Source organism: Kitasatospora sp. CB02891, from assembly GCF_002803145.1.
Classification (GTDB): Bacteria; Actinomycetota; Actinomycetes; order Streptomycetales; family Streptomycetaceae; genus Kitasatospora; species Kitasatospora griseola.
Genome location: NZ_NNBO01000003.1, coordinates 141,508 through 165,263, shown reverse-complemented (window position 1 = coordinate 165,263; position 23,756 = coordinate 141,508). Strand labels below are relative to the sequence as shown.

The following is a 23,756-nucleotide window of genomic DNA, read 5'->3' as shown; positions in this document are numbered from 1 at the left end:
TGTGATCCTTCTGACACTCCGCCAGGTCTGACTCTCGCCCGGCCTCCACCTCAGTCCTCTTGCCGGTCGCCCTCGGTGCCGGTCTCCGAGCCGGCTGCCTCCGCGGCGGCGGCCAACTGTTGGAGAGCGGCAAGATGGGCGGCCAGCGCGGCGCGACCGTCCCGGGTCGCGGAGAGCCAGGTGCGCGGCCGCTTCCCCACGTAGCCCTTTCGGGCCCGCAGGTAGCCGGTCGCCTCCAGGCTCGCCGCGGTCTTGCTGAGCACCGAGTCCGAGACCTGGCAGTAGTCACGGACCACGGAGAACTCCGCTTCCTGGCACCCGCTGAGGAAGGCCAGGACGGTGAGCTTGGTCGGCTGGTGGAGAACCGGGTCGAGCCCGTTCACTGCGCGTCGCTCATGCTCTGCTCCTTGACGTGGCGGTTGATCAGGACGATGGCGGCCCACAGCGTCAGGCCGCCGCCCGCGCCGACGGCCGCTCCGACCCAGCCCTGGTCTCCGGTGGCGAACCAGGCGACGAGGCCGGACAGCGCCGCCACCAGGACGACGGCACCGAGCGCCCGCACGGCGTGCGGTGGGAAGCCGCGCTCGACGAGCCCGGCGACACCGCGGGCGCGGACGGCTACCCGCACTATCGCGGCCTGCACCAGCACCAGCCCGAGCGGGCACAGCAGTATCAGCCACTGGGCCTGACGCTCGAAGGACTGCCCGAGCGCCGCCCCGTAGGCAGCGAGCGAGAGACCCACGCCCGGCCCGTACCACCAGGGCAGCGGTTGTGGCCGCCGGGCCGCGGCCTCGGCCCGCCCGGCGATGGCGAGCGCCTCGGCGGGCGTGAGGGTGCCTCCGGGCGGGATCCCTTCGGCGTCTCCGTGCGTGAACTGCCTGTCCTCAGCCATCGAACCCCCGAGCAGAGTGCGTCGGACCCGGCCCACTGCCGGATCAAGTGCTGCCACTCTGGCACATACTTTCCGCGATGGAAAGTAATTTTCCGACGGACCGTCAGCAATGGGGTCAACAGCGCGAGTCGATCTCCTGGAAGGAGGCGTAGTGATCGGCCGTCCAGTACTGCTCACCGGCGCCGCCGGTCACGACCCGCCGGGTGCCGCGGTCGTCCGACCCAGGGGTGACCACGGTGAACTCGTGGTAGTAACCGTTGCTCTGGCGGGGCAGCCGGCTCTCCCGGTTCTCGAAGACGATGCCGTCCGAGCGGTACGGGTAGGGCCCGCCCTTGGCGATCAGTCCGAGGGTGTCGAGGGCCTGCGAGGGCAGCTTGCTGCGGCAGACGTCGGCCAGCGCGGTGTTGGTGGGCACCCAGGTCGGCAGGTCGGTGGGCGACTTCGCCGGGGCGGACGGCTTGGGGGCGCTCGTGGCGCCGCTCCGGGTCGCCGTGGCGGCAGGCGCGGACGGGGACTTCACGGCGCTCGGGTTGCCGGCGTCACCCCCGCCGTCCAGCAGGGCGACCACTGTGGCGACGAGGCCGGCGACTACCAGGACGATGAGGCTGATCAGGCGATTGCGGCTGCTCATGGCCTCTAGCTTGCCGTACCGCCTCACCCGAACGGCGCAAGCCGGCGCGCACCCGGGCGAGCGTCGCGTCCGGCGCCCGTCGATCGGAGAGGGTCGGCGCCGGGCCGCGGGACGTGGTGGATCGGTTCCGGAGAAATGCCGCCGGGGCGGGGACGGACGCCATTGTCCGTTCCCGCCCCGGCTGCTCCGTACGGCGGCTCTCCTGCGCCGAGCTCCGCCGTACGCCCCTCCGGTGCGGAGGGGTGCGGTCAGTGATCCGCGCTGCTTCGTGTCAGCGCGAGTCGCTTCCCGCCGTCTCGATGGCGGCGCGGCCTGCCTCCAGGCGCGCCACCGGAATCCGGAAGGGAGAGCAGGATACGTAGTCCAGCCCCACCTCGTGGAAGAAGTGGACCGAGTCGGGGTCGCCGCCGTGCTCGCCGCAGACGCCGAGCTTCAGGTCGGGGCGGGTGGCCCGGCCGGCCTGCGCGGCGCTCCGGACCAGCGAGCCGACGCCGTCACGGTCGATGGTCTCGAACGGGCTGACGCCGAAGATGCCCTTCTCCAGGTAGGCGGTGAAGAACGAGGCCTCGACGTCGTCGCGGGAGAAGCCCCACACGGTCTGGGTCAGGTCGTTGGTGCCGAAGGAGAAGAAGTCCGCAGCCTCGGCGATCTGCCCGGCCGTGACGGCGGCACGCGGCAGCTCGATCATGGTGCCGAGCTTGATGTCGAGGTTGACGCCGGTGGAGGCGCAGACCTCGGCGAGCACCCGCTCGCACTCGTCGCGGACCAGCTCCAGCTCCTGGACGGTGCCGACCAGCGGGATCATCACCTCGGGGCGCGGGTCGCCGCCGGCCATCTTGCGCTCGGCCGCGGCCTCGGCGATCGCCCGGACCTGCATCCCGAACAGGCCGGGGATGACCAGGCCGAGGCGGACGCCGCGCAGGCCCAGCATCGGGTTGGCCTCGTGCAGGCGGTGGACGGCCTGGAGCAGGCGCAGGTCGTTCTCGTTCGGGTCCTTGCGGGCCTCGGCGAGGGCGACGCGCACCGACAGCTCGGTGAAGTCGGGCAGGAACTCGTGCAGCGGCGGGTCGAGCAGCCGGACCGTCACCGGAAGCCCGTCCATCGACTGGAAGAGCTCCAGGAAGTCGCCCTTCTGCAGCGGCAGCAGGCTGGACAGCGCGGCCTCGCGGTCCTTGTCGTTGTCCGCCAGGATCAGGTGCTCGACCTCCTTGCGGCGCTCCTCACCGAGGAACATGTGCTCGGTGCGGCACAGGCCGATGCCCTGGGCGCCGTACCGGCGGGCGCGGTTCGCGTCCTCGGCGTTGTCGGCGTTGGCACGGACCGCGAGACGACGGCGGCCGTCGGCGTGCGACATCAGCCGGTGTACGGCCTGGACCAGCCCGCCCTGGACGTCGGCGCCGGCGTGCAGGGTGCCCTCGAAGTACTCGACCACCGGGGACGGCAGCACCGGGACCTCGCCCAGGTACACCTTGCCGTTGGCGCCGTCGATGGACACCACGTCGCCCTCGTGGACGACCTGGCCGTCGGAGGTGGTGAACCGGCGGTTCTTGGTGTCGACCTCCAGCTCCTCGGCACCGCAGACACAGGTCTTGCCCATGCCGCGGGCGACCACGGCCGCGTGCGAGGTCTTGCCGCCGCGCGACGTGAGGATGCCCTCGGCGGCGATCATGCCTTCCAGGTCGTCGGGGTTGGTCTCGCGACGGACCAGGATGACCTTTTCGCCGGAGCGCGACCACTTCACTGCGGTGTAGGAGTCGAAGACCACCTTGCCGACCGCCGCACCGGGCGAGGCCGCGATGCCGTAGGCGACCGGCCGGGTCTCGGAGGTGGGGGCGAAGCGCGGGAACATCAGCTGGGCGAGCTGCCCGCCGGTGACCCGGTGCAGCGCTTCGTCCAGGTCGATCAGGCCCTGGTCGACCAGCTGGACGGCGATCCGGAACGCGGCAGCGGCGGTGCGCTTGCCGACCCGGGTCTGCAGCATCCAGAGCTTGCCGCGCTCGATGGTGAACTCGATGTCGCACAGGTCCCGGTAGTGGTTCTCCAGGGTCTGCATGATGGACATCAGCTGGTCGTACGACTTCTTGTCGAGCTGCTCCAGGTCGGCCAGCTGGAGGGTGTTGCGGATGCCCGCCACCACGTCCTCGCCCTGGGCGTTCTGCAGGTAGTCGCCGTAGACGCCCTGGGTGCCGGTGGAGGGGTCGCGAGTGAAGGCGACACCGGTGCCGGAGTCCTCGCCGAGGTTGCCGAAGACCATCGTGCAGATGTTGACGGCGGTGCCCAGGTCGTTCGGGATGCGCTCCTGGCGGCGGTACAGGCGGGCCCGGTCGCCGTTCCAGGAGTGGAAGACCGCGTGGATCGCCAGGTCCAGCTGCTCGCGCGGCTCCTGCGGGAACTCGCGGCCGGTCTCCCGGAGCACGATCGCCTTGAAGGTCTCGACCAGCTTCTTGAGGTCCTCGGCGGTGAGGTCCAGGTCGTTGACGGTGCCCTTGGCGTGCTTGGCCTCGTCCAACGCCTCTTCGAACAGCTCGCCGTCGACGCCCAGCACGGTCTTGCCGAACATCTGGACCAGGCGGCGGTAGGAGTCCCACGCGAAGCGCTCGTTGCCGGACTGGGCGGCGAGCCCGGTCACCGAGGCGTCGGAGAGGCCGATGTTCAGGACGGTGTCCATCATGCCCGGCATGGAGAACTTGGCACCGGACCGCACCGAGACCAGCAGCGGGTTGTCCGCCTGGCCGAGCCGCTTGCCCATCTGGGCCTCGAGGGCGACCAGGTGGCCGGTGATCTCCTCGTTCAGCGAGCCCGGCTCGGTGCCGGTCTCCAGGAACACCTTGCAGGCGTCGGTGGTGATGGTGAACCCCGGAGGGACGGGGAGGCCCAGGTTGGTCATCTCGGCGAGGTTCGCACCCTTCCCGCCGAGAAGATCCTTGAGGTCCTTGTTTCCTTCGGTGAAGGAGTAAACAAACTTCTGCTGCGCCGCCACGGGTGGTTCTCCTCGCACACGGTTGCCCTGACGCCGGAGAACATACCCATTTCGAAGGCTGTTTAGGGGAGCGAATAGGTCGTACGAGCTGCGAAGCGGGCCGTTGACCAGCAGATCGAATGCCCGGCGGGACGATTGCCTGCGTTGCCGAAATCGTCCGGGTGACGCTTGCAAGCCTTCAAGAAGTGAAGGCGTCGCCACGCGAAGCTCATACGAACCGGACACACAGTGACGGCATCCGCCCCACCGCGTTTCCCCGGCTTGATTTCCTGCAACCAGCCACCGCCATCCGCCGCAGGACCCGTTCGGGAAGCGATCCGGACTTGTACAGCTTGGCGAAGTCCGCTGACTGGCCGTCACTCGCCACGATATGTGGCCAGCGTCACGGGCGCATCTCAGCTGTCAAGCTGAGCATCCCTACGCCTGCCGTCGCTTTCTGTTGACAGGCCCATTGCTCTGTGTGGCGGAATTTCGCCTTTGAGGAGCCCTATTGTCCATCTTGGACAACTCCCCTGGGCCGGTTCGGCCAGCCGTCGGTCGAGGCAATTTTTGCCAGGCCGTACAGATCAGCCGCCAGATGTGTCCGATTCGGCGTCTTCGCCGAGTCGGGCGCATTCGTACGGATCGTCCAACCAGCCCTCGGGCAGGACCACCCGGTTGTTGCCGCTGGTACGGCCTCGCGGGCCGTCGGCGCCGAGCGGCCAGCTCTGCTCCTGGTCGACCAGCGCGAGGGTCTCGTCGAGTTCGGAGAGCGAGCTGGAACTGGCGAGCTTCACCCGCAGTTCGGAGCCGACCGAGAATCCCTTGGTGTACCAGGCGACGTGCTTGCGGAAGTCGATGACACCGCGGGCCTCGTCACCGAGCCACTCCCCCAGCAGTTGGGCGTGCCGGACCATGGCGCGGGCCACGTACGCGAAGGTGGGGCGGGCGTAGTCGACGTCGCCCTCGAAGATCGACACCAGGTCCCTGAACAGCCACGGGCGGCCGAGGCAGCCGCGACCGACCACCACGCCGTCGCAGCCGGTCTCGCGCATCATCCGCACCGCGTCGTCGGCGGACCAGATGTCTCCGTTGCCGAGCACCGGGATGCCCGCCGGCACGGACTCGCGCAGCCGGGCGATGGCCGACCAGTCGGCGGTGCCGCCGTAGTGCTGGGCGGCGGTGCGGCCGTGCAGGGCGATCGCGGCCACGCCCTCCTCGGCGCCGATCCGGCCGGCGTCGAGATAGGTCAGGTGGTCGTCGTCGATGCCCTTGCGCATCTTCATGGTGACCGGGAGGTCACCCGCGTTGCCGACCGCCTGACGCAGGATGTCACGCAGCAGGTTGCGCTTGTACGGCAGCGCCGAGCCACCGCCCTTGCGGGTCACCTTGGGGACGGGGCAGCCGAAGTTGAGGTCGATGTGATCGGCGAGGCCCTCCTCGGAGATCATCCGCGCCGCCTTGCCGACGGTCTCCGGGTCCACGCCGTACAGCTGGATCGAGCGGGGCTTCTCACTCGGGTCGAACTTGATCAACTGCATGGTCTTGGCGTTGCGCTCGACCAGCGCCCGGGTGGTGATCATCTCGGAGACGTACAGGCCACGGCCACCGCTCTGCTCCCGGCACAGGGTGCGGAACGGGGCATTGGTGATGCCGGCCATCGGGGCCAGCACCACCGGCGGCCACACCTGCATCGGCCCGATGTTCAGCGGGGCGAACTCCGGCGCTTCGGGTGCTGCCGGAGTTGCCTGGGCGGAGTCGGGCGTGATGGTCATGCGCGGCAGATCCTCAAACGGGTAGGGCCCCAACGGCGGGAGTTCCGGACTCTCCATTCTCCCCCACCGGCCGAGCGGGCCGCCCGCCCCAGTCGGACAGCCCCGCTCGGGCTCGGACGACTCGGGCTCGGACGATCAGAAGCGGTCGGTCGGAAGCGGCCGGGATGGAAGCAGACCTGGAGCGAGGTCCACCGTGCCGGCACCGGCGGGGCGCCCGGTCAGTGGCGGTCGCCCATCCGGTTGATGGTGACGGTGCCGGAGGCGGTGACGACGTCGAGCACCCTCGACGAGGACGAGTCGGCAGGGACTGATCGATCACTTGGTCGCCCCCTGCGTTGCTGAGGCCGATCCGGTACTGACTGCGATCGTCGGGGACTTGCAGCACGAGGTTGCCGGAGGCCAGCCGGGCCGTCACCGAGGTCGGCGGCCGGTCGTACTGCAGGGTGACCTGACCGGAGGAGGAGAACGCTCTGGTCTCCGTCGATGTCAGCCCGGTGCCGATGATCTGACCGGAGCCGCTCTTGGCCCAGATGGCACCGCTGACCCGGCTCAGTTCGATCTGCCCGGAACCGGTCTCCGCCGAGGTGTCCCCCGAGATGTCGAGTATCTCCGTCCGTCCGGAACCGCTGCGGGATTTGACCGCCGTCGCCGCCGGGACCTGTATCTCCAGGACGACGGCACAGCCGAACAGCCGGCTCGCCGCCAGGCAGTCGACGGACACCGACAGCGTGTCCCCTTCGATCTGCTCGTTCACGGTGGGCTTGCGCAGGGACCAGCCCACGCGCTCGGTGACGATCACCCGATCGGTGCCGCCGGCCCGCACTGTGACCAGGGCCGGCCCGGAGTCGATGTCGAGCCGGTCGATCGCTTCGAAGTACGACCGCTCCCGAACGGTGTCCTGCTGGACCAGCGCGGCACCGGTGGTGGCGGCACCGCCCACCAGGGCGCAGGCAAGTGCCAGCACCCCGATGACTCGCCAGATGCGGCGCTCCCCCGGACGCAGCCCGGCAGCCGGGACGTCCGGACCGGGTGTCGGCAGCCACCGGGCGAGGCGGCCCTCGTCGTCCGGGTGCGGCTTCGAACCCGGACCCGGACCCGGCCCACGCCCAGACCTCGGTTCCGGCTCCGGCCCCGTGGCGGATCGTCGGGTCATTGGCTGATCTCCAGGAACCGGAGCACCGCGAGGACGCGCCGATGCGTGTCCTCCGCGGGCGGGAGGTCGAGCTTGGTGAGGATGGAGTTGATGTGCTTGGAGACCGCGCTGTCGCTGACCACCAGGGACTCGGCGATCGCCGTATTGGAGCGCCCTTCGGCCATCAGCGCCAGTACGTCCCGCTCGCGGGGCGTCAGCCGGTGCAGCGGATCGCGGTCGCGGCGCAGCAACAGCTGGGCGACCACCTCGGGGTCGAGGGCGGTGCCGCCCTCGGCCACTCGCTGGAGCGCCTCCACGAACTCGTCGACGTTGGCGACCCGCTGCTTGAGCAGGTAGCCGACGCCGCTGGTGTTCTTGGCCAGCAGATCGGCCGCGTAACGCTCCTCGACGAACTGGGAGAGCAGCACGACCGCGGTGTCCGGCCACTGCTGGCGGATCATCAGGGCGGCGCGGACTCCCTCGTCGGTGAATCCGGGTGGCATCCGGACATCCGCGACGACGATCTGCGGGCGGTGCTCCTCGACCGCGGCGAGCAACGCCTCGGCGTCCTCGACGGCCGCGGCCACCTCGTAGCCTTCGCTCTCCAGCACCTTGACGATGCCGATCCTCAGCAGGACGGAGTCCTCGGCGATCACAGCTCGCATGGCAGCTCCATGGTGATAGTGGTGGGGCCCCCACGGGGGCTGATGATGGCAAGTGATCCGTCCACGGACGCGGCGCGCTTGCGCAGGCCGACGAGCCCGGTGCCGCGGGTGGCGTCCGCGCCGCCGATGCCGTCGTCGGCGATGGTGATGAGCAGCCGGCCGGCGGCCTGGCGCAGGACGAGGTCGACCCGGGAGGCCTTGGCGTGCTTGGCGGCGTTGGCCAGCGCCTCGGAGACCGTGAAGTACGCGACCGCCTCCACGGTGGGGGCTATCCGGCCCGGCAGGTCGACCGCGAGGTGCACGGGGACGGGGCTGCGAGCGGCGACGCCGGAGAGGGCCGCATCGAGCCCGCGGTCCTCCAGGACGGCGGGGTGCAGGCCTCGGACCAGGTCGTGCAGTTCCTTGATGGCGGCCTGGGCCTCTTCGTGGGCGGTGACGATGACCTCCATCGCCTCGGGTGGGATGTCCTTGAGGGTGCGCCGGGCGAGGCCGAGGTTCATGGCGAGCGAGACCAGTCGTTGCTGTGCGCCGTCGTGCAGGTCCCGTTCGATCCGGCGGCGTTCGGCGTCGGCGGCGTCCACCACGTCCACCCGGCTCTGGGCGAGGTGCTCCACGCGGCGTTCCAACACCTCCGCGCGGTTGGGGCCGAGCAGTGCGCGGACCGTCCAGAGGTCGAGCGCGGCGAGCAGGGCGACCAGCCATGGGGTGAGGAACAGCAGGAGGAGGCCGCCGAAGGTGATCACCGCCCCCTCGATCGTCCAACCGGCTCCGGACCGCAGCGGGTTGCCCATCGGAAGCAGCCAGACCCAGCCGAAGAAACTGAGCAGCACGAGGGAGGTGCCCCAGAGGCTGAGGACGAGAGCGGCGCAGAAGGTCTGGAGCGGTGCCACGAGGAAGTGGTGGATGGCCTGACGCCACGTCAACCCGGCGCGAAGGCGGGGCAACCAGCCTGCGCCCGGCGGCAGTCGGCCGGGGATCTCCAGGCCGCGCAGGGTGCGGACCCGGCTGCGCTGGACAGTGGTCGCCAGGTCGAGCAGGACCACCAGCAGGAGCAGCCCGACCAGCAGTGACGTCCCCGGCAGACTGAGGACGATGATGCAGGGCAGGCCCAGCGGGAGGCCGGCTGCCAGGAACAGCGAATCCCGTCGAGTGCCCGCGGACCATGGCGCGCGCTCCCGGACAGCACGGAGCACTGCGGGGCCGACCGCGCCGAGGTCGGCTGCCCGAACGGGCTGCGACTGGATCTTCGACTGGAACATGCGGCACAGCGTAGGGCCGCGCCGATCTCGGCTTCCATGGCCCGGGCCTCCGTCTTTGGGGTGTACCTGGCTACACCCCAAAGACGGAGCCGCACGCTACCGACAAGATCGTTGCACCACAGGATTCTTGACGGCATGACGAATACGAACCTGATGCGTTGTGGTCGCAGCCCGCTCGGTGCCGCCGGTGGCACCGCCCTGGAGTTCCCCCCGGCCGGTCCCGAACTCATCGACGGCGCGGGCCCGATGGGCCTGCTCGCCGCGGTCGGCCCCTGGTCGGTACGCCTGCGCGCCGGCCGCCGAACGGCCATGGAGGTTTACGAGTACGGCGAGTTGCTCGACGTGGTGGTCGAGTCCTCGCTCGGTGACGCCCAGTTGCGCGGCGCGCGGCGCGGCCGGGCCGGTGGACCGGACGAAGGGTCGGTCTCGTGCGCATGGGGCCGATGGCCACCGGGCGCCACACCCCGGCCGGTGCTCTTCCGCGCCGGCGGGCTGCGCCGCCGCGCGGTGCAGGCCGATGTCGTGCGGACGGCAGGGCGCTTCTGGTTCGCCTCGGCCGCCGGCGAGTTCCGCTGGGCCCAGGTCTGCGGGCCGGCGGGCCACGCGGAGCGCCCGGAGTCGGGGAGGGCGGCATGAGCGCGTTCGCTTCGATCCTCGTCCGAGCCGGCGGCGTGCGTCCGGTCCGACCCGAGGGCCTGGGCCTGCGGGTCGGGCCGGTGCCGGTATGGGTGGAACTGCTGCTCCTGGGCTGCGGGGTGGTCCTGCTGCCCTGGGCCGCGCTGCTGGCCACGCTGCCGGGCGGGTCGACCTGGGCCGTGCTCGACGTGGTCGAGTCGGCGGCGCTGTCGTCCAGCGCCGTCCTGCTTCGGCAGGGCCGGCGTCCGCGCTGGACGGCCTGGACGGCTGTCGTGCTGCTGGTCGCCGATGCCGGCTGCGACGTGGCGACGGCGGCACCCGGGCCCGAGCTGGTGGCGGCCCTGCTGATGGCCGTCTGCGCGGAGCTTCCGCTCGCCGCCCTGTGCTGTTCGGTGGCGCTCGGACGGTCCGGCCCGGGTGCGGGCGGTTCGCCGTCCGCACCTCGGCGCGCGGTCAGCGGTCAGCGGGCACTGGCCAGTTGGTGGAGCCGGTCCCGGGTGTCCTGGTCGTGGGGCACGTACCCGACCAGCCGAGTACCGCTCCTGGGGCCCAGCCACAGGTTCGTGTACTCGAAGCGCAGCAGGCCGACCTCGGGCAGCACGAACTGCTTGAACCCGTTGACCATCCCCGCCACCTCGTGGCGTTCCCAGGCCTCTTCGAAATCCGGGGAGACCTTGCGCAGCCGACCGACCAGCGTCTTCCAGGCGGGTTCCGCCGCATGGTCGGCCATCACGGTCCGGAAGCGCGCCACCACCCCTGCTCTGGCGGCCGCCAGGTCCGCCAGGTTCCTCGCGATTGGAGTGTCAGTGAAGATCATCCACATGATGTTGCGATCCTCTTCGGGGATCGTGTCCAAGTCCCCGACGAGCCAGGTGTACGCCCGGTTGTACGCGAGGATGTCGAACCGACTGCTGATCACCACGGCCGGGAACGGGTCGAGTTGGTCGACCACGGCCCGGATCGCCGAGGAGACGGTGGAGCATTCCTTCACCGGCGTCGGGTCCTCGGCACCGGCCAGCGCGAACAGGTGCGACCGCTCATTGCGATCGAGCAGCAGAGCCCGGGCCACCGCATCCAGGACTTGGACCGACACCTGGATGTCCCGCCCCTGTTCCAGCCACGTGTACCAGGTGACCCCGACCGCGGCGAGACCGGCGACCTCCTCGCGACGCAGCCCCGGGGTGCGACGGCGTCCGACAGCAGGCAGGCCGACCTGTTCGGGCGAGATGCGTTCCCGGCGGCTCCGCAAGAACGTGGCCAGTTCCTGCCGCCTGTCGTCGGCGGGGGTGTGAAGGTCCGTGGAGATAGCCATGACACCAGGGTGGACCACCACAGATCCTGTTGCCAGGTACTGCTTATACCTGGATAAACACCGCCTGGTACCAGGCTGAGGGGAGCCTCATCGTAGTACCTGTGACTCAGCAGACATTGCTACCGCAGATCTCGTCGCCGGCCCGGCCCGCGGCGCCCGGACTGGGTGCCGCCGGCCTGATCATCGTCCTTCTGGGCGCCTTCCTTCCGCTGCTTGACTTCTTCATAGTGAACGTCGCGCTGCCGACCATCGACCACGATCTGGTCGCCGGCCCCGCCGTCCTGGAACTCGTGGCGGCGGGCTACGGCATCGCCTTCGCCGTCCTGCTCGTCCTGGGCGGGCGGCTGGGCGACGCCTTCGGCCGACGGCGACTGTTCATCGCCGGAGCCGCCGCCTTCACCGTCACCTCACTCGCCTGCGGTGTCGCTCCCACCGCATGGACCCTGGTTGCCGCCCGGGTCACCCAGGGCGCCTCCGCCGCTCTGCTGCTCCCCCAGGTCCTCGCCACCATCACCGCCACCACCAGCGGTCAGCAGCGCGCCCGAGCCCTCGGCATCTACGGAGCCGTCGGCGGCATCTCGGTGGTGATCGGCCAGGTACTCGGCGGGTTCCTGGTCTCGGCGGACCTCTTCGGCACCGGCTGGCGCGCCGTGTTCCTGCTGAACGTCCCCTTCGCGCTGCTCACGGCGGTCCTGGCGGCGCGTCATGTCCCGGAGAGCCGGGCGGAACGGGCCGCCGGCGTGGACCTCCCCGGCACCCTGCTGCTCACAGCAGCTCTGCTGGCGCTGTTCGTACCCCTGATGGAGGGCCGGGCCCTCGACTGGCCGCTCTGGACCTGGGTGTCCCTGGCGGCGTTCCCCGTCCTCGCCGCAACATTCCTGGCGGTGGAGCGACGGGCCGAGCGGGAAGGGCGGGTTCCTCTCGTCCCGCTCTCGCTCCTGCGGATTCCGGAGATGCGGCGCGGCCTCGGCGTGGCCGTGCCCTACTTCACCGGATTCGGCGGCTTCATGTTCGTGATCGCCCTGCTGCTGCAGGACGGGCTGCACCGGGGCCCGGTCGCCGCGGGCTGGGCCCTGGTGCCGATGGCGGTCGGCTACTTCGGTGCCTCGCTGGCCGGGCCGCGGCTGGTCGGCCGCTTCGGCAGCCGGGTCATCACAGGCGGCGCAGTGATCCAGGGCCTCGGCCTGATCACTCTGATCGCCACGGCACTCGGCGACTGGTCGCACTTCTCCCCGCTCCGGATGCTGCCCGGCGTGGCACTCGCCGGCATCGGTCAGGGCCTGGTGAGCATGCCCCTGTTCCGGGTGGTGCTCTCCCGGGTTCCCGCCGATCGCGCGGGGGTGGGCAGCGGGGTGCTGGCGACCACTCAGCAGTCCAGCCTGGCCCTGGGAGTGGCCACGCTCGGAACTCTCTTCATCGCCATGGCCCCCACTCTGGGAATGGCGAACGCGCTGGCTCTGGTGCTCGGTATCCAGGCGCTCGGCTCCCTCGTCATCTGCTGGCTGAGCATCCGCCTGCCGCGCTCGGTCGGCTGATGTCCGCACCCTGCCGAGCCGGGATCGGAGCGAACACCGGGCCCACGACGGGCCGAACCGGCGGAGGCCGTGGCCCGCGAATAATGCCGGGCCCGGCCGCCGCGGCGGTGCAAGGATGGCGCTATGGCGAATCCGACCACCCTTACGAGCGACGCACGGACCCGCGAGCAGCTGGTGGCCGCGATCGAGTCCGGGAGCAGCCCCAAGTACCTGTTCTTCTGGCGCCACCAGCCGCAGGGGAACGGGCAGATCGGGGCCGGTGTCTTCAGCCAGTGGACCCCGTCGCCGTTCACCGTCGACGGGGTCGAGTACCTCACCGCCGAGCACTGGATGATGGCCGGCAAGGCGCGGCTGTTCGGCGACGAGGAGAGCGTCCCGCGCATCCTCCGGGCTCGGACGCCCGCCGAGGCCCAGAAGTTGGGCCGCCTGGTCAAGGACTTCGACCAGGACGCCTGGGAGGCGCACCGCTTCGAACTGGTGGTGACAGGCAACGTCGCCAAGTTCGGACAGGACGAGCGGCTTCGCGACTACCTGCTCCGCACCGGGACGCGTGTCCTGGTGGAGGCCAGCCCGCTCGACCGGATCTGGGGCATCGGGCTGGCTGCCGACAGCGAGCAGGCGATTTCGCCGTCGCAGTGGCGCGGGCTGAACCTGCTCGGTTTCGCACTGATGGAAGCGCGGGCCCGACTGGCGAACTGACGCCTCATCAACCCGTTTTCACAGCTGTGAATAGTGGCCCTTATCCCCGCAAGTGGGGCGATTCGGACGGCAGTTGACCGCCGTCCGCAAAACTCGTCGGTCTCCGGGTGCATCGCCACTCGCATTTCCGTCTCGAAAACGTTATGACTTACTCCCGTAACGTGGCCGCCGTACGGCAGCACCAGGATGGCCACCAGTCGTAGTGGCGGGGGCCAATCGGGGGACCCCGTGGAAAGGCCAGGGCGGGGCGCGATGACCGTAGGCGATCGGGGGCCGGAGTCGGCCGATGTCCAGACACTCAGAGCCGAGCTGGACGAACTGCTCAGAGCACGGCAGTTCGCCGCACAGCGCGAACGCAGGCTCAGCGAAGCGCTCCGGGCCGGCCACGAATCCGACCACGCCCCCGGGTCCGGCCGCCCGTCCCGCCAGCCCGACCCCGAACTGCTCCGGCAACTTGCCCAGGCCCAGAACCTTCGCGAAGGCCTCGGTGCACGCTGCCTCGAACTGAGTGACCGACTGCTGGCGGCAGAAGACCGCCTGCTGACCGGCCGGTCGTTCGCCGAGCCGCCCCGCCACCCGGGCCACATCCCGACAGGCTCCGCAGAGCCGCAGCGCACGAACGCCCCTGCGGGCTGGGGCGCCTCTCCGATCCCTCAACAGCGGCCGCATTCGCCCGCCGCCCGCTTCGACGCGAACCACCCCGGGACGCCCGTCGGACGCGGCGTGCCCGCCGGACGACCGGGCCCGGGGGCCGCCGCTCCGACCGCCGGGACCGTTCCGAACCGTGCCCGCCTCGGCGCCGACCGCCGCGAGGCGGCGACGGAACAGGCCTCCTGGGCCAGAACCGGCATACCGGGCCAGGCCGTTGGCAGCCCGCGCCCCGCCGACGCCGAGTTCCCCCGCGCGGAACGTCCGCACGCAGAACGCCTCACTCAGCCCCAGGGCGCCGCCGGCGCGTGGAACCCTCGATCCTCCGAAGCCGGTGCCGCAGCAGGTGCCGCACCCGCCGGCAGGGCATCCGCCCCGGCGGCGCAGACCGTCGACCACAACGGCGATCGCTTCCGCTCGGCTGCCCCAGGACACGGCCCCGCCGACCCGGGACACAGCCCGGCCGCCCCGGGGCGCGGCCCCGCCGCCCCGAACCAGGGCGGGCCCCACGGCGTCGAAGACCCGACACCGCCGCCCGGCCAACTGCGGCTGCGGACGACGGTGGAACTGGTGGCCCTGGTGCAGCGCATCAGCGGACTGCACCAGCGAGGCGCCACACATGAGTCGGCGGCCATCGTGCGCCAGGTGGCCGTGATGATCACGCCGGACGACGTGGCTCGGCTGGCCACCCTGCTCCAGGAGAACGGCCCGACGGGCTCCTCCACCTACCTGGCACGCTCGGTCTCCGCCGGCGCCCCGGAGCATGCGGCGGCCACACTCGCGGTACTGCGTCGTGACGGGATGATCGACGAGGCGGCCGACCTCTTCCACACGCTGTGGTCGGCGAGTTCGGCGGCCCTGCCGGCACTGCTGGCCGCCCTGGAGCAGTCCGGCCAGTCGGCCGACGGCCAGACCCTGCTGTGGGAGCGCGCCTCCGCACCGGCAGAGGAACTCGCCGAGCTGGCACAGCACTTGAAGGCCGCCGGGCGGACCGACGACGTGCGCCACCTGCTGCGGCAGGCGGCAGGTCGGCCGATCAACGAGGTCGCCGCGATCGCCGGCGCGTTGAACGAGGAAACCGCGATGGAGCTGGTCGGCGAGCTGGTGCGGCTGCGGTCCGCGAGCGACATCGGCAGGTTCGGCGCCGCGATCCAGGGGGCGACCGAGCTGTACGACACCCTGCTGTTCGCCGCCGACGACCTGGAGGAGAGCCGGGCCCGCAGCGTGTTCGCCGCGCTGCGCACCGGTGGGCTGCCGACCCAACCGGCGCCGCGTCCCCGCTCCCGGTCCCGCCAGCGCCGCTGACCTGCCGGTCGGCGCCCGAAGCACCGACCGTCGGACACCAGGCATCGGTGAACACCCCGGCTGCCGCCGCCCCCGGCACAGGAGAACGCCCCCTACCGGAAACACCGCGGCTCCCGGCCTGCGAACTCGAATTCGCGGGCCGGGAGCCGGGGGTGATGCTCAGTCGGTGGGATGCACCGAGTGCTGCGGCGTCAGCAGCCGATCAGGCGGGCGCCCAGGTAGGACTTCACCTGGTCGAGCGACACACGCTCCTGCGCCATGGTGTCACGCTCGCGAACGGTCACCGCGTTGTCCTCGAGGGTGTCGAAGTCGACGGTGACGCAGAACGGCGTGCCGATCTCGTCCTGGCGGCGGTAGCGCTTGCCGATCGCACCGGCGTCGTCGAACTCGACGTTCCAGGCGGAACGCAGGTCGGCGGCCAGGCCGCGGGCCTTCGGGGAGAGGTCGGCGTTGCGGGACAGCGGGAGCACCGCGACCTTGACCGGGGCCAGGCGCGGGTCGAGCCGCATGCCGACGCGCTTCTCCATGACGCCCTTGGCGTTCGGCGCCTCGTCCTCGAAGTAGGCGTCGATCAGGAAGGCCAGCATGGCGCGGTTGAGGCCGGCGGCGGGCTCGATGACGTACGGGTAGTACCGCTCGTTCGCGTCCTGGTCGAAGTACTTCAGGTCCTGGCCGGAGGCCTCGCTGTGCACCGTCAGGTCGTAGTCGGTGCGGTTGGCGAGACCCTCGAGCTCGGAGAACTCGCTGCCGCCGAAGTTGAAGCGGTACTCGATGTCCACCGTGCGCTTGGCGTAGTGGGACAGCTTCTCCTTGGGGTGCTCGAAGAAGCGCATGTTCTCGGTGCGCAGACCGAGGTCCACGTACCAGTTCCAGCGCTGCTCGAGCCAGTACTCGTGCCAGGTCTCGTCCTCGCCCGGCTTGACGAAGAACTCCATCTCCATCTGCTCGAACTCGCGAGTGCGGAAGATGAAGTTGCCGGGCGTGATCTCGTTGCGGAAGCTCTTGCCGACCTGGGCGATGCCGAACGGCGGCTTCTTGCGCGAGGTGGTCTGCACGGCGCGGAAGTTGGTGAAGATGCCCTGCGCGGTCTCCGGGCGGAGGTAGGCCAGGCCGGACGCGTCCTCGGTGACACCGAGGTGCGTCTTCAGCATGCCCGAGAACTCCTTGGGCTCCGTGAAGGCGCCCTTGTTGCCGCAGTTCGGGCAGTTGATGTCGGCCAGGCCGTTGGCCGGGAGCTTCTTGTGCTTGGCCTCGTAGGCCTCTTCCAGGTGGTCGGCGCGGAAGCGCTTGTGACAGGAGAGGCACTCGGTCAGCGGGTCGTTGAAGGTGGCGACGTGACCGGAGGCCTCCCAGACCTCGCGGGCGAGGATCACCGAGGAGTCGATACCGACGACATCCTCCCGAGCGGTGACCATCGCACGCCACCACTGGCGCTTGATGTTCTCCTTGAGCTCGACTCCCAGCGGACCGTAGTCCCAGGCGGCGCGAGTACCGCCGTAGATCTCGCTGCAGGGGTAGACGAAGCCACGGCGCTTGCTCAGGCTGACGATCGTGTCGATCTTGTCGGCGGCCACAGTGCTCTCTTCAGTACGACGGCACGGTCAGGGCGCGGCTGGTTGCGCGCGCCCGAAGAAACTCAGGGTACCGGGGATGCGGGGGCGGGATTCAACTCGATAGTGGCGCAGACAGACGGCCGGGAGGCCGTATCGCAGTGAACAGCCGTGTGCGTTCCGGCGTGTTGGCGCCGGTCACAGGTGCCGATTCCGGTCGCGACTCCGGCCCCGGCCCCGATCCCGCCCCGGGCCCCACTCCAGGTCCCGCTCCAGGTCCCGCTCCAGCCCGGCCCGCGGGCGGCGCGCAGGCGGCGGACGGCGGCGCACGGGACTGTCGGCACCGGCTCGCGGAAGGTCGCCGGGGCTGAAGTGTGACCCCGATCCCCCCGAACGCAAGTTGACAATCATTTCCACATAAGATGAGAATCGTTGTCATGAAGATTCGCCGCCTGTCGACCTCGATAGCCCTCACCGCCGCGACAGCGGTCGGCGCGCTCCTGCTCTCCGCCTGCGGTGGCACCAGCAGCGCGGCCGGCAGCGACGGCGGGAAGCTGAACGTGGTGGCGTCGTTCTACCCGATGGAGTTCCTGGCCCGGCAGATCGGCGGCGAGCACGTCAAGGTCACCGGTCTGACCGCCGCCGGCGTGGAGCCGCACGACCTGGAGCTGACGGCCAAGCAGGTCGCGGCCGTGCAGCGGGCCGACACCGTGATCTACCTCAAGGGCCTGCAGCCGACCGTGGACAAGGCCGTGGCGCAGACCCACCCCAAGCATGTGGTGGACGCCACCGCCGCCTCCCCGCTGGTGGACCACCACCTGGACGAGGGCACCAGCGAGGCCGACGGCCACGACGGCGAGCACGAGCACACCGACGCCGCCGGCGACCCGCACATCTGGCTGGACCCGACCCGGTACGCGGCGGTCGCGAAGAGCGTCGGCGCGGAACTCGCCCAGGTGGACCCGGCGAACGCCGCCGACTACCAGCGCAACACCGACCAGGTGGTCGCCCAACTGGCCACCCTGGACCAGGAGTTCCGGGACGGTCTGCAGAACGTCAAGACCAAGACCTTCATCACCAGCCACGCCGCCTTCGGCTACCTCGCCGACCACTACGGCCTGAACCAGGTGGCGATCAACGGCGTCGACCCGGAGGCCGAGCCCACCCCGTCCCGGCTGGCCGCGATCCAGCGCGCCGCAAAGGAGAACGGTGCGACCACCGTGTTCTTCGAGGCCCTGGTCAGTCCCAAGCTGGCCGACACCGTGGCTGCCGACCTCAGTCTGAAGACGGCCGTGCTCGATCCCCTGGAAGGGATCAAGGAGCCGACCAAGAACGACTACTTCTCGGTCATGCGGCAGAACCTCGACAACCTGAAGGCCGCCCTCGGCGCGAGCTGACCGGTCCGAGCGGCCCGACCGCCCAACCGGCGGACCGGCCACCGCAGATCACACCGGCCACCCGAACCGACCCCAGATCCGAACATCCGACCGACCCCACCCGGCCGATCGACCCGAGACCAAGCGGCGCGAGCCGAGCGAGGAACACCATGAGTACTGTCATCTCCACGGCAGACTCCGACCGGCTGCGGCCGTCCTCCGGTGAGGACACCGGGCCGGCGGTCGTCAGCCTCCGGGGCGCGGTCGCCACCGTCGGTGGTCGGCCGGTGCTGCGCGGCGTCGATCTCACCGTCCGGCCGGGCGAAGTGGTGGCGCTGCTGGGCGCCAACGGATCCGGCAAGTCCACCACCGTGAAGAGCGTCATAGGGTCGGTGCCGCTGGAGCAGGGCGGTCTGGAGCTGTTCGGGCGGCCGCTGCGCAGGTTCCGGGACTGGCACCGGATCGGGTACGTGCCGCAGCGCACCACCGCGGCCGGCGGGGTGCCGGCCACGGTCCGCGAGGTGGTCTCCACCGGTCGGCTGCCGCAGCACGGGCTGCTGCCGTTCCGTCGCAAGGACCGCGACGCGGTGGACCGGGCGCTGGCCTCCGTCGGCATGCTGGACCGGGCCGGCGACGGGGTGACCAACCTGTCCGGCGGGCAGCACCAGCGGGTGCTGATCGCCCGTGCCCTGGTCGGACTGCCCGACCTGTTGATCATGGACGAGCCGATGGCCGGCGTCGACGTGGACAGCCAGCAGGTGCTCGCCGACATCCTGCGCAGCGAGGTGGAGCGCGGCTGCGCGGTGCTCCTGGTGCTGCACGAACTCGGCCCGCTGGAGCCGCTGATCGACCGGGCCGTGGTGCTGCGCGACGGCTGCGTCGCGCACGACGGGCCGCCGCCGCGGGGCGTCGGCCAGCACGCGCTGCCCGGCCACGACCACGTCCACCCGCACGCGGACGACCACCACCACCGCACCACCCAGGGGCTGCTGGCATGATCGAGATGTTCCAACCCGACTTCATGCAGCGGGCGTTCCTCGCCGCCCTGCTGGTCGGCATCACCGCCCCCTCGGTCGGCATCTACCTGGTGCAGCGCCGCCAGGCGCTGATGGGCGACGGCATCGGGCACGTCGCGCTGACCGGTGTCGGCCTCGGCTTCCTGTTCCAGGCCAACCCGATCTGGATGGCCGTGCTGGTCTGCGTGCTCGGCGCGATCGTGATGGAGCTGGTCCGCGCGCGCGGCAACCAGCGCGGCGACATCGCCCTGGCGATGCTGTTCTACGGCGGCATGGCCGGCGGCAAGCTGCTGGTCTCGATGAGCAGCCAGGCCGGTTCCGGCAGCCTGGAGAGCTACCTGTGGGGCTCCATCCTCACCGTCTCCCCCGGCGACCTTGCGGTGATCGGCGGCCTGGCGGCCGTCGTCGTCGCGGTCACCGCGGGCCTGCGCCGCCAGCTGTTCGCGGTGTGCCAGGACGAGGAGTTCGCCCGGGTCACCGGCCTGCCGGTGCGGGTGCTCAACCTGTTGCTGGCGGTGATGGCCGCAGTCACCGTGACGGTCGCCATGCGGGTGGTCGGCCTGCTGCTGGTCAGCGCGCTGATGGTGGTCCCGGTCGCGGCGGCCCAGCAGCTGACGCGTTCCTTCGCGGCCACCCAGGCCGCCGCGGTGAGCGTCGGCGTGGTCACGGCCCTGCTCGGCGTCGGCACCTCCTACGAGGCCGACCTGCCCTCCGGCCCCACCATCGTGATCCTGGCCATCCTGACCTTCGCCCTGTTCAGCGCGATCGCCGCGCCACTCGCCAAGCGCCGACACCGGCACCGGGCCGCCGCCGAACACGGCCCGGCGGTCTGCGACGTCGCCCTGCCCGTCCAGAACCCGAACGCCCAGAACCCGAACGCCCAGAGCCTGAGCGCCCAGGGCCCGAGTGCCGGAACGCTGAACGCGGACGGCAAGGAAAACGCACCGGACACCACCCGCGCAACGGCGGGCACGGCGGTGAAGGCGCCGCTGTCGGGGGAGACGCTGTCAAGTCGGGGGCTGGCACAATGATGTGCGAAACCCAGCCGACCAGCAGGAGGACCCCGGTGACCACCGCAGGCCCGTCGCCGCGCGCGCGATCGACTCGGCAGCGCACCGCCGTCTCGGCGGTTCTGGACGAGATCGAGGATTTCCGCAGCGCGCAGGAACTGCACGACATGCTCAAGCACCGGGGCGACTCGGTGGGGCTGACCACCGTCTACCGGACGCTCCAGTCCCTCGCCGAGGCCGGTGAGGTGGACGTGCTGCGCACCGCCGAGGGCGAGGCGGTCTACCGTCGCTGCAGCAGCGGGCACCACCACCACCTGGTGTGCCGGCACTGCGGGGCGACCGTCGAGGTCGAGGGCCCGGCGGTCGAGCGCTGGGCCAACGCGGTCGCCGCCGAGCACGGCTTCAGCGACATCGCGCACACCCTGGAGATCTTCGGCACCTGCGGCGAGTGTGCCGCGAAGCAGCAGACGCCGCAGTAACACCGCTGCCCGCACAGCACCGAGAGCACAGCGCCGAGGGCCCGGATCGGAACAGTCCGATCCGGGCCCTCGCCGTCCACGGGCGAATGGCGGGCATCACACCCGCCCCCGCCCCGCGTCAGCGCTGCGGCGGCACCTCGGCGCCGGCGGCCGAGTCGTTGGGCACCGCCCCGCCGAAGCGGCGGTCGCGGCGGGCGTACTGCTCGCAGGCGCGCCACAGGTCACGGCGGTCGAAGTCGGGCCAGAGCACGTCCTGGAACACGAGCTCGGCGTACGCGGACTGCCAGGCCAGGAAGTTGGAGGTGCGCTGCTCGCCGCTGGGACGCAGGAAGAGGTCCACGTCCGGCATGTCCGGGTAGTAGAGGTACTTCGCGAACAGCTTCTCGTTGACCTTCTCCGGGTTGAGCTTCCCGGCGGCCACGTCACGGGCGATGGCCAGGGCGGCATCGGCGATCTCGGCCCGGCCGCCGTAGTTGACGCAGAAGTACAGCGTCATGGCGTCGTTGTTCTTGGTCTGCTCCTGGGCGACCTGGAGTTCCTGGACGACGCTCTTCCACATCTTCGGCATCCGGCCGACCCAGCGGATCCGGATGCCCATGGCGTCCATCTCGTCGCGGCGGCGGCGGATGACGTCCCGGTTGAAGTTCATCAGGAACTTCACTTCCTCCGGTGAGCGCTTCCAGTTCTCGGTGGAGAAGGCGTACAGCGAGAGGTTCTTGACGCCGACCTCGAGGCAGCCGCGCAGCACGTCGAGGACGACGCCCTCGCCGACCTTGTGGCCCTCGGTGCGGGGCAGGCCGCGCTCCTTGGCCCAGCGGCCGTTGCCGTCCATGACCACCGCAACGTGGTTCGGGACCAGGTCGCCGGGGATCTTCGGCGGCTTCGCACCGCTCGGGTGCGGGGCGGGGACTTCGTACGTCCGCTTGCTGCCGAACAGCCGTCGCGCGACCATGTTCACTTCTCCACGTATCTCATCGAGCGGATGCCCCGCTCCAAGTGCCACTGCAGGTAGGCGGCCACCAGCCCGCTGCCCTCGCGCCAGTACCGCGGTTCGCAGGAGTCGGCGGTCCGCCAGTCCCCGGACAGCAGCGCGCCGAGCAGTACCAGTGTCTCAGGGGAGGGTACGGCACTTCCGGGTACCCGGCAGTCGCCGCACAGCACACCGCCCGCCTGGAGGGAGAAGAACCGGTTGGGGCCGGGCAGTCCGCAGCGCGCGCAGTCGGTGAAGCTCGCGCCGTAGCCGTTGACGGCGAGCGAGCGCAGCAGGAAGGCGTCCAGCACCAGGTGCGACTGGTGGGTGCCGTCGGCCAGCGTGCGCAGGCCGCCGACCAGCAGCAGGTACTGCTGGACGGCGGGTTGGCCCTCGTTCTCGGCGAAGCGTTCGGCGGTCTCCAGCATCGCGGTGCCGGCGGTGTAGCGGGTGTAGTCGTCGACGATCCGGGCGCCGTAGGGGGCGATGGTCTCCACCTGGGTGCACAGCGGCAGGGTGCGGCCGACGAGCTCGCTGCCCCGGCTGAAGAACTGGATGTCGACGTGCGAGAACGGTTCGAGACGCGCTCCGAACTTCGACTTGGTCCGTCGCACGCCGCGCGCCACCGCCCGCACCTTGCCGTGCTGGCGGGTCAGGAAGGTGATGATCCGGTCGGCCTCGCCGAGCTTCTGGGTGCGCAGCACGATGCCGTCGTCGCGGAAGAGACTCATGGTGGTTCCCATTGTCCCGTACCCCACCGACAGGACGGCCGCGTTCGACACCGGCGGACGGCAGGGACCCGCGGCGCGCAGCCGTGAGCCCGCACCGGGGCTGCAGGGCATTCACCCGTGCGGTGCGGGACACGGCGGGCCCGGGAGGGGGGAGTACGGGCCCGGCTCAGTGGGAACAGCGGAACGGTGCAACGGACAGGACGACGAGGAAAGCCGAGGACGGCAGGGCGGAGCCGTCAGTGCGGGGCGCGGGTCGCGGCCTCCAGCAGCCGGTCGACCTGGGCGGTGCCGAGGTCGAGGCAGCGGCCGACCACGGCGAGCGCGGCCCGCTCCTGCGGGAGGTAGCGGCCGTCGGCGAGGGCGACCAGCGCGCCGAGGGTGAGGAGGCGTTCGCGGCCCTGGAGCAGCAGGTGCGGGGCGAGCGGTTCGAGCGCGGCGTGCAGTTCGACGGCCAGGCCGCCGCCCTCGACGTCCACGTCGAGGGGTTCGCCGCCGCTGTGCCCGGAGAGTGCGGCGAGGGAGGCCAGCACCTGGGCCTCGCCGCAGTCGTCGAAGCCGGCTTCCTTGATGACGGCGCAGGCGACTTCGCGTCCGCTGCGACTGCCGGTGCCGCCGGCGGCGAGCGCGGCCAGGGCGATGGTGTACTGCGCGTCGCGGAGCATCGCGCCGAGCCGGCCGGAGGTCAGCTGCTCCAGCGATTCGGTGCTGTGGCGGCCTCGGCAGGAGGTGCACTGGACGCTGCGGACCACCCCGCCGAGCGGCAGGACCGGGGTGCCGAACAACCGCAGCCACCGCCGGCCGTGCTGCCGACGGTAGTTGCGGTCCCCGCCGCAGCCCGGGCAGAAGAATTCACCGAGGACATCCGTCCGCCAGCGAGGGCGGACACCCCACAACCCTGTCACGGCGCCACTCCCCAGACATGGCAGGCGGCCTGCACGTCAACGGGCAGGTCACGCGACCGGACGCCGTGGTCGTCCCACCGACCCCGGTTCCGGTCCGTCGATGTTGCCATGGTTACCGGCTCGTGTCAGCACCCTGAACGGGTGCCGAGGGGAAAATTTGTGACCGGGGCCACACCCTCCGGGAATGGCCCCGACGTTACCTGACGGTACGTCAGCAAGCCGCTCCACGCGGCCTGTTGGCCACCGGTCGGGCCGCGCGCCGCGCGGCCCGACC

The 23,756-nt window shown here is 70.9% G+C and carries 21 protein-coding genes; 8 read left to right on the top strand and 13 right to left on the bottom strand.

What is annotated here, in order from left to right; translation table 11 throughout:
* Positions 1-50: 50 nt before the first annotated feature.
* The 8 genes from CG736_RS09550 to CG736_RS09515 form a co-directional block, all read right to left on the bottom strand.
* Positions 51-383 carry a transcriptional regulator gene (locus CG736_RS09550; protein ID WP_100585750.1) on the bottom strand — a complete coding sequence of 111 codons (333 nt, stop codon included), beginning with the start codon at positions 381-383 and terminating at the stop codon, positions 51-53.
* A complete protein-coding gene (locus CG736_RS09545; protein WP_157815494.1) occupies positions 380-892 on the bottom strand; it encodes a hypothetical protein in 513 nt (170 codons plus the stop codon). The genes CG736_RS09550 and CG736_RS09545 overlap by 4 nt, the downstream gene beginning before the upstream one ends.
* Before the next feature lie 115 nt (positions 893-1,007).
* Complete coding sequence (locus CG736_RS09540; protein WP_100585748.1) at positions 1,008-1,523, bottom strand: ribonuclease; 516 nt, start codon at positions 1,521-1,523, stop codon at positions 1,008-1,010.
* A gap of 271 nt (positions 1,524-1,794) precedes the next feature.
* The gene (gene ppdK, locus CG736_RS09535; RefSeq protein ID WP_100585747.1) at positions 1,795-4,503 is read right to left on the bottom strand and encodes a pyruvate, phosphate dikinase; all 2,709 of its coding nucleotides are present in this window, start codon (positions 4,501-4,503) and stop codon (positions 1,795-1,797) included.
* A 566-nt stretch (positions 4,504-5,069) separates the two neighbouring features.
* Positions 5,070-6,176 carry a tRNA dihydrouridine synthase DusB gene (gene dusB / locus CG736_RS09530; protein WP_100586012.1) on the bottom strand — a complete coding sequence of 369 codons (1,107 nt, stop codon included), beginning with the start codon at positions 6,174-6,176 and terminating at the stop codon, positions 5,070-5,072.
* 94 nt (positions 6,177-6,270) lie between these two features.
* On the bottom strand, positions 6,271-7,221 hold the full coding sequence (locus CG736_RS09525; RefSeq protein ID WP_100585746.1) for a hypothetical protein: 951 nt from the start codon (positions 7,219-7,221) through the stop codon (positions 6,271-6,273).
* Between the two features lie 185 nt (positions 7,222-7,406).
* Complete coding sequence (locus CG736_RS09520; protein ID WP_043913889.1) at positions 7,407-8,054, bottom strand: response regulator transcription factor; 648 nt, start codon at positions 8,052-8,054, stop codon at positions 7,407-7,409.
* Positions 8,042-9,313: a sensor histidine kinase gene (locus CG736_RS09515; RefSeq protein WP_100585745.1), complete on the bottom strand. Its 1,272-nt coding sequence runs from the start codon at positions 9,311-9,313 to the stop codon at positions 8,042-8,044. Before CG736_RS09515 ends, CG736_RS09520 begins: the two co-directional genes overlap by 13 nt.
* 135 nt (positions 9,314-9,448) lie before the next feature.
* On the opposite strand from CG736_RS09515, the gene CG736_RS09510 reads away from it, so the two are divergent.
* Positions 9,449-9,949 carry a hypothetical protein gene (locus tag CG736_RS09510; RefSeq protein ID WP_100585744.1) on the top strand — a complete coding sequence of 167 codons (501 nt, stop codon included), beginning with the start codon at positions 9,449-9,451 and terminating at the stop codon, positions 9,947-9,949.
* A gap of 460 nt (positions 9,950-10,409) precedes the next feature.
* On the opposite strand, the gene CG736_RS09505 is transcribed toward CG736_RS09510, so the two are convergent.
* Complete coding sequence (locus CG736_RS09505) at positions 10,410-11,261, bottom strand: helix-turn-helix transcriptional regulator (RefSeq protein ID WP_100585743.1); 852 nt, start codon at positions 11,259-11,261, stop codon at positions 10,410-10,412.
* Positions 11,262-11,362: 101 nt separating this feature from the next.
* On the opposite strand from CG736_RS09505, the gene CG736_RS09500 reads away from it, so the two are divergent.
* The 3 genes from CG736_RS09500 to CG736_RS09485 all read left to right on the top strand — a co-directional run bounded on the left by CG736_RS09500 (position 11,363) and on the right by CG736_RS09485 (position 15,448).
* Positions 11,363-12,796, top strand: a complete 1,434-nt coding sequence (locus CG736_RS09500) for an MFS transporter (RefSeq protein ID WP_100585742.1) — start codon at positions 11,363-11,365, stop codon at positions 12,794-12,796.
* 123 nt (positions 12,797-12,919) lie between these two features.
* A complete protein-coding gene (locus CG736_RS09495; protein WP_100585741.1) occupies positions 12,920-13,495 on the top strand; it encodes an NADAR family protein in 576 nt (191 codons plus the stop codon).
* Between the two features lie 1,218 nt (positions 13,496-14,713).
* Complete coding sequence (locus CG736_RS09485; protein WP_157815493.1) at positions 14,714-15,448, top strand: hypothetical protein; 735 nt, start codon at positions 14,714-14,716, stop codon at positions 15,446-15,448.
* 191 nt (positions 15,449-15,639) lie between these two features.
* Here CG736_RS09485 and CG736_RS09480 read toward each other — a convergent pair whose 3' ends face one another.
* Complete coding sequence (locus tag CG736_RS09480) at positions 15,640-17,022, bottom strand: glycine--tRNA ligase (RefSeq protein ID WP_043913898.1); 1,383 nt, start codon at positions 17,020-17,022, stop codon at positions 15,640-15,642.
* Positions 17,023-17,435: 413 nt separating this feature from the next.
* Here CG736_RS09480 and CG736_RS09475 point away from each other — a divergent pair, with 413 nt between their 5' ends.
* From CG736_RS09475 to CG736_RS09460, 4 genes are all read left to right on the top strand, one after another.
* Positions 17,436-18,395, top strand: coding sequence for a metal ABC transporter substrate-binding protein (locus CG736_RS09475; RefSeq protein ID WP_100585738.1), 960 nt, complete (start codon positions 17,436-17,438; stop codon positions 18,393-18,395).
* A gap of 149 nt (positions 18,396-18,544) precedes the next feature.
* Positions 18,545-19,372: a metal ABC transporter ATP-binding protein gene (locus tag CG736_RS09470; RefSeq protein WP_232733897.1), complete on the top strand. Its 828-nt coding sequence runs from the start codon at positions 18,545-18,547 to the stop codon at positions 19,370-19,372.
* Positions 19,369-20,421 carry a metal ABC transporter permease gene (locus tag CG736_RS09465; RefSeq protein WP_100585737.1) on the top strand — a complete coding sequence of 351 codons (1,053 nt, stop codon included), beginning with the start codon at positions 19,369-19,371 and terminating at the stop codon, positions 20,419-20,421. The genes CG736_RS09470 and CG736_RS09465 overlap by 4 nt, the downstream gene beginning before the upstream one ends.
* A gap of 35 nt (positions 20,422-20,456) precedes the next feature.
* Positions 20,457-20,879: a Fur family transcriptional regulator gene (locus tag CG736_RS09460; protein WP_043913902.1), complete on the top strand. Its 423-nt coding sequence runs from the start codon at positions 20,457-20,459 to the stop codon at positions 20,877-20,879.
* Positions 20,880-20,997: 118 nt separating this feature from the next.
* On the opposite strand, the gene CG736_RS09455 is transcribed toward CG736_RS09460, so the two are convergent.
* The 3 genes from CG736_RS09455 to CG736_RS09445 all read right to left on the bottom strand — a co-directional run bounded on the left by CG736_RS09455 (position 20,998) and on the right by CG736_RS09445 (position 23,362).
* The gene (locus CG736_RS09455; RefSeq protein WP_100585736.1) at positions 20,998-21,831 is read right to left on the bottom strand and encodes an isoprenyl transferase; all 834 of its coding nucleotides are present in this window, start codon (positions 21,829-21,831) and stop codon (positions 20,998-21,000) included.
* Positions 21,832-21,833: 2 nt separating this feature from the next.
* A complete protein-coding gene (gene recO / locus CG736_RS09450; RefSeq protein WP_100585735.1) occupies positions 21,834-22,580 on the bottom strand; it encodes a DNA repair protein RecO in 747 nt (248 codons plus the stop codon).
* A 236-nt stretch (positions 22,581-22,816) separates the two neighbouring features.
* On the bottom strand, positions 22,817-23,362 hold the full coding sequence (locus CG736_RS09445) for a TerB family tellurite resistance protein (protein ID WP_369880024.1): 546 nt from the start codon (positions 23,360-23,362) through the stop codon (positions 22,817-22,819).
* Positions 23,363-23,756 lie beyond the last annotated feature (394 nt).

Coding starts and splice junctions, on each gene's coding strand:
- CG736_RS09455 (WP_100585736.1), bottom strand. CDS start 21,831: ATGGTCGCGCGACGGCTGTTCGGCAGCAAGCGGACGTACGAAGTCCCC.
- CG736_RS09495 (WP_100585741.1), top strand. CDS start 12,920: ATGGCGAATCCGACCACCCTTACGAGCGACGCACGGACCCGCGAGCAG.
- recO (WP_100585735.1), bottom strand. CDS start 22,580: ATGAGTCTCTTCCGCGACGACGGCATCGTGCTGCGCACCCAGAAGCTC.
- CG736_RS09510 (WP_100585744.1), top strand. CDS start 9,449: ATGACGAATACGAACCTGATGCGTTGTGGTCGCAGCCCGCTCGGTGCC.
- CG736_RS09470 (WP_232733897.1), top strand. CDS start 18,545: ATGAGTACTGTCATCTCCACGGCAGACTCCGACCGGCTGCGGCCGTCC.
- dusB (WP_100586012.1), bottom strand. CDS start 6,176: ATGCAGGTGTGGCCGCCGGTGGTGCTGGCCCCGATGGCCGGCATCACC.
- CG736_RS09505 (WP_100585743.1), bottom strand. CDS start 11,261: ATGGCTATCTCCACGGACCTTCACACCCCCGCCGACGACAGGCGGCAG.
- CG736_RS09540 (WP_100585748.1), bottom strand. CDS start 1,523: ATGAGCAGCCGCAATCGCCTGATCAGCCTCATCGTCCTGGTAGTCGCC.
- CG736_RS09465 (WP_100585737.1), top strand. CDS start 19,369: ATGATCGAGATGTTCCAACCCGACTTCATGCAGCGGGCGTTCCTCGCC.
- CG736_RS09545 (WP_157815494.1), bottom strand. CDS start 892: ATGGCTGAGGACAGGCAGTTCACGCACGGAGACGCCGAAGGGATCCCG.
- CG736_RS09475 (WP_100585738.1), top strand. CDS start 17,436: ATGAAGATTCGCCGCCTGTCGACCTCGATAGCCCTCACCGCCGCGACA.
- CG736_RS09520 (WP_043913889.1), bottom strand. CDS start 8,054: ATGCGAGCTGTGATCGCCGAGGACTCCGTCCTGCTGAGGATCGGCATC.
- CG736_RS09515 (WP_100585745.1), bottom strand. CDS start 9,313: ATGTTCCAGTCGAAGATCCAGTCGCAGCCCGTTCGGGCAGCCGACCTC.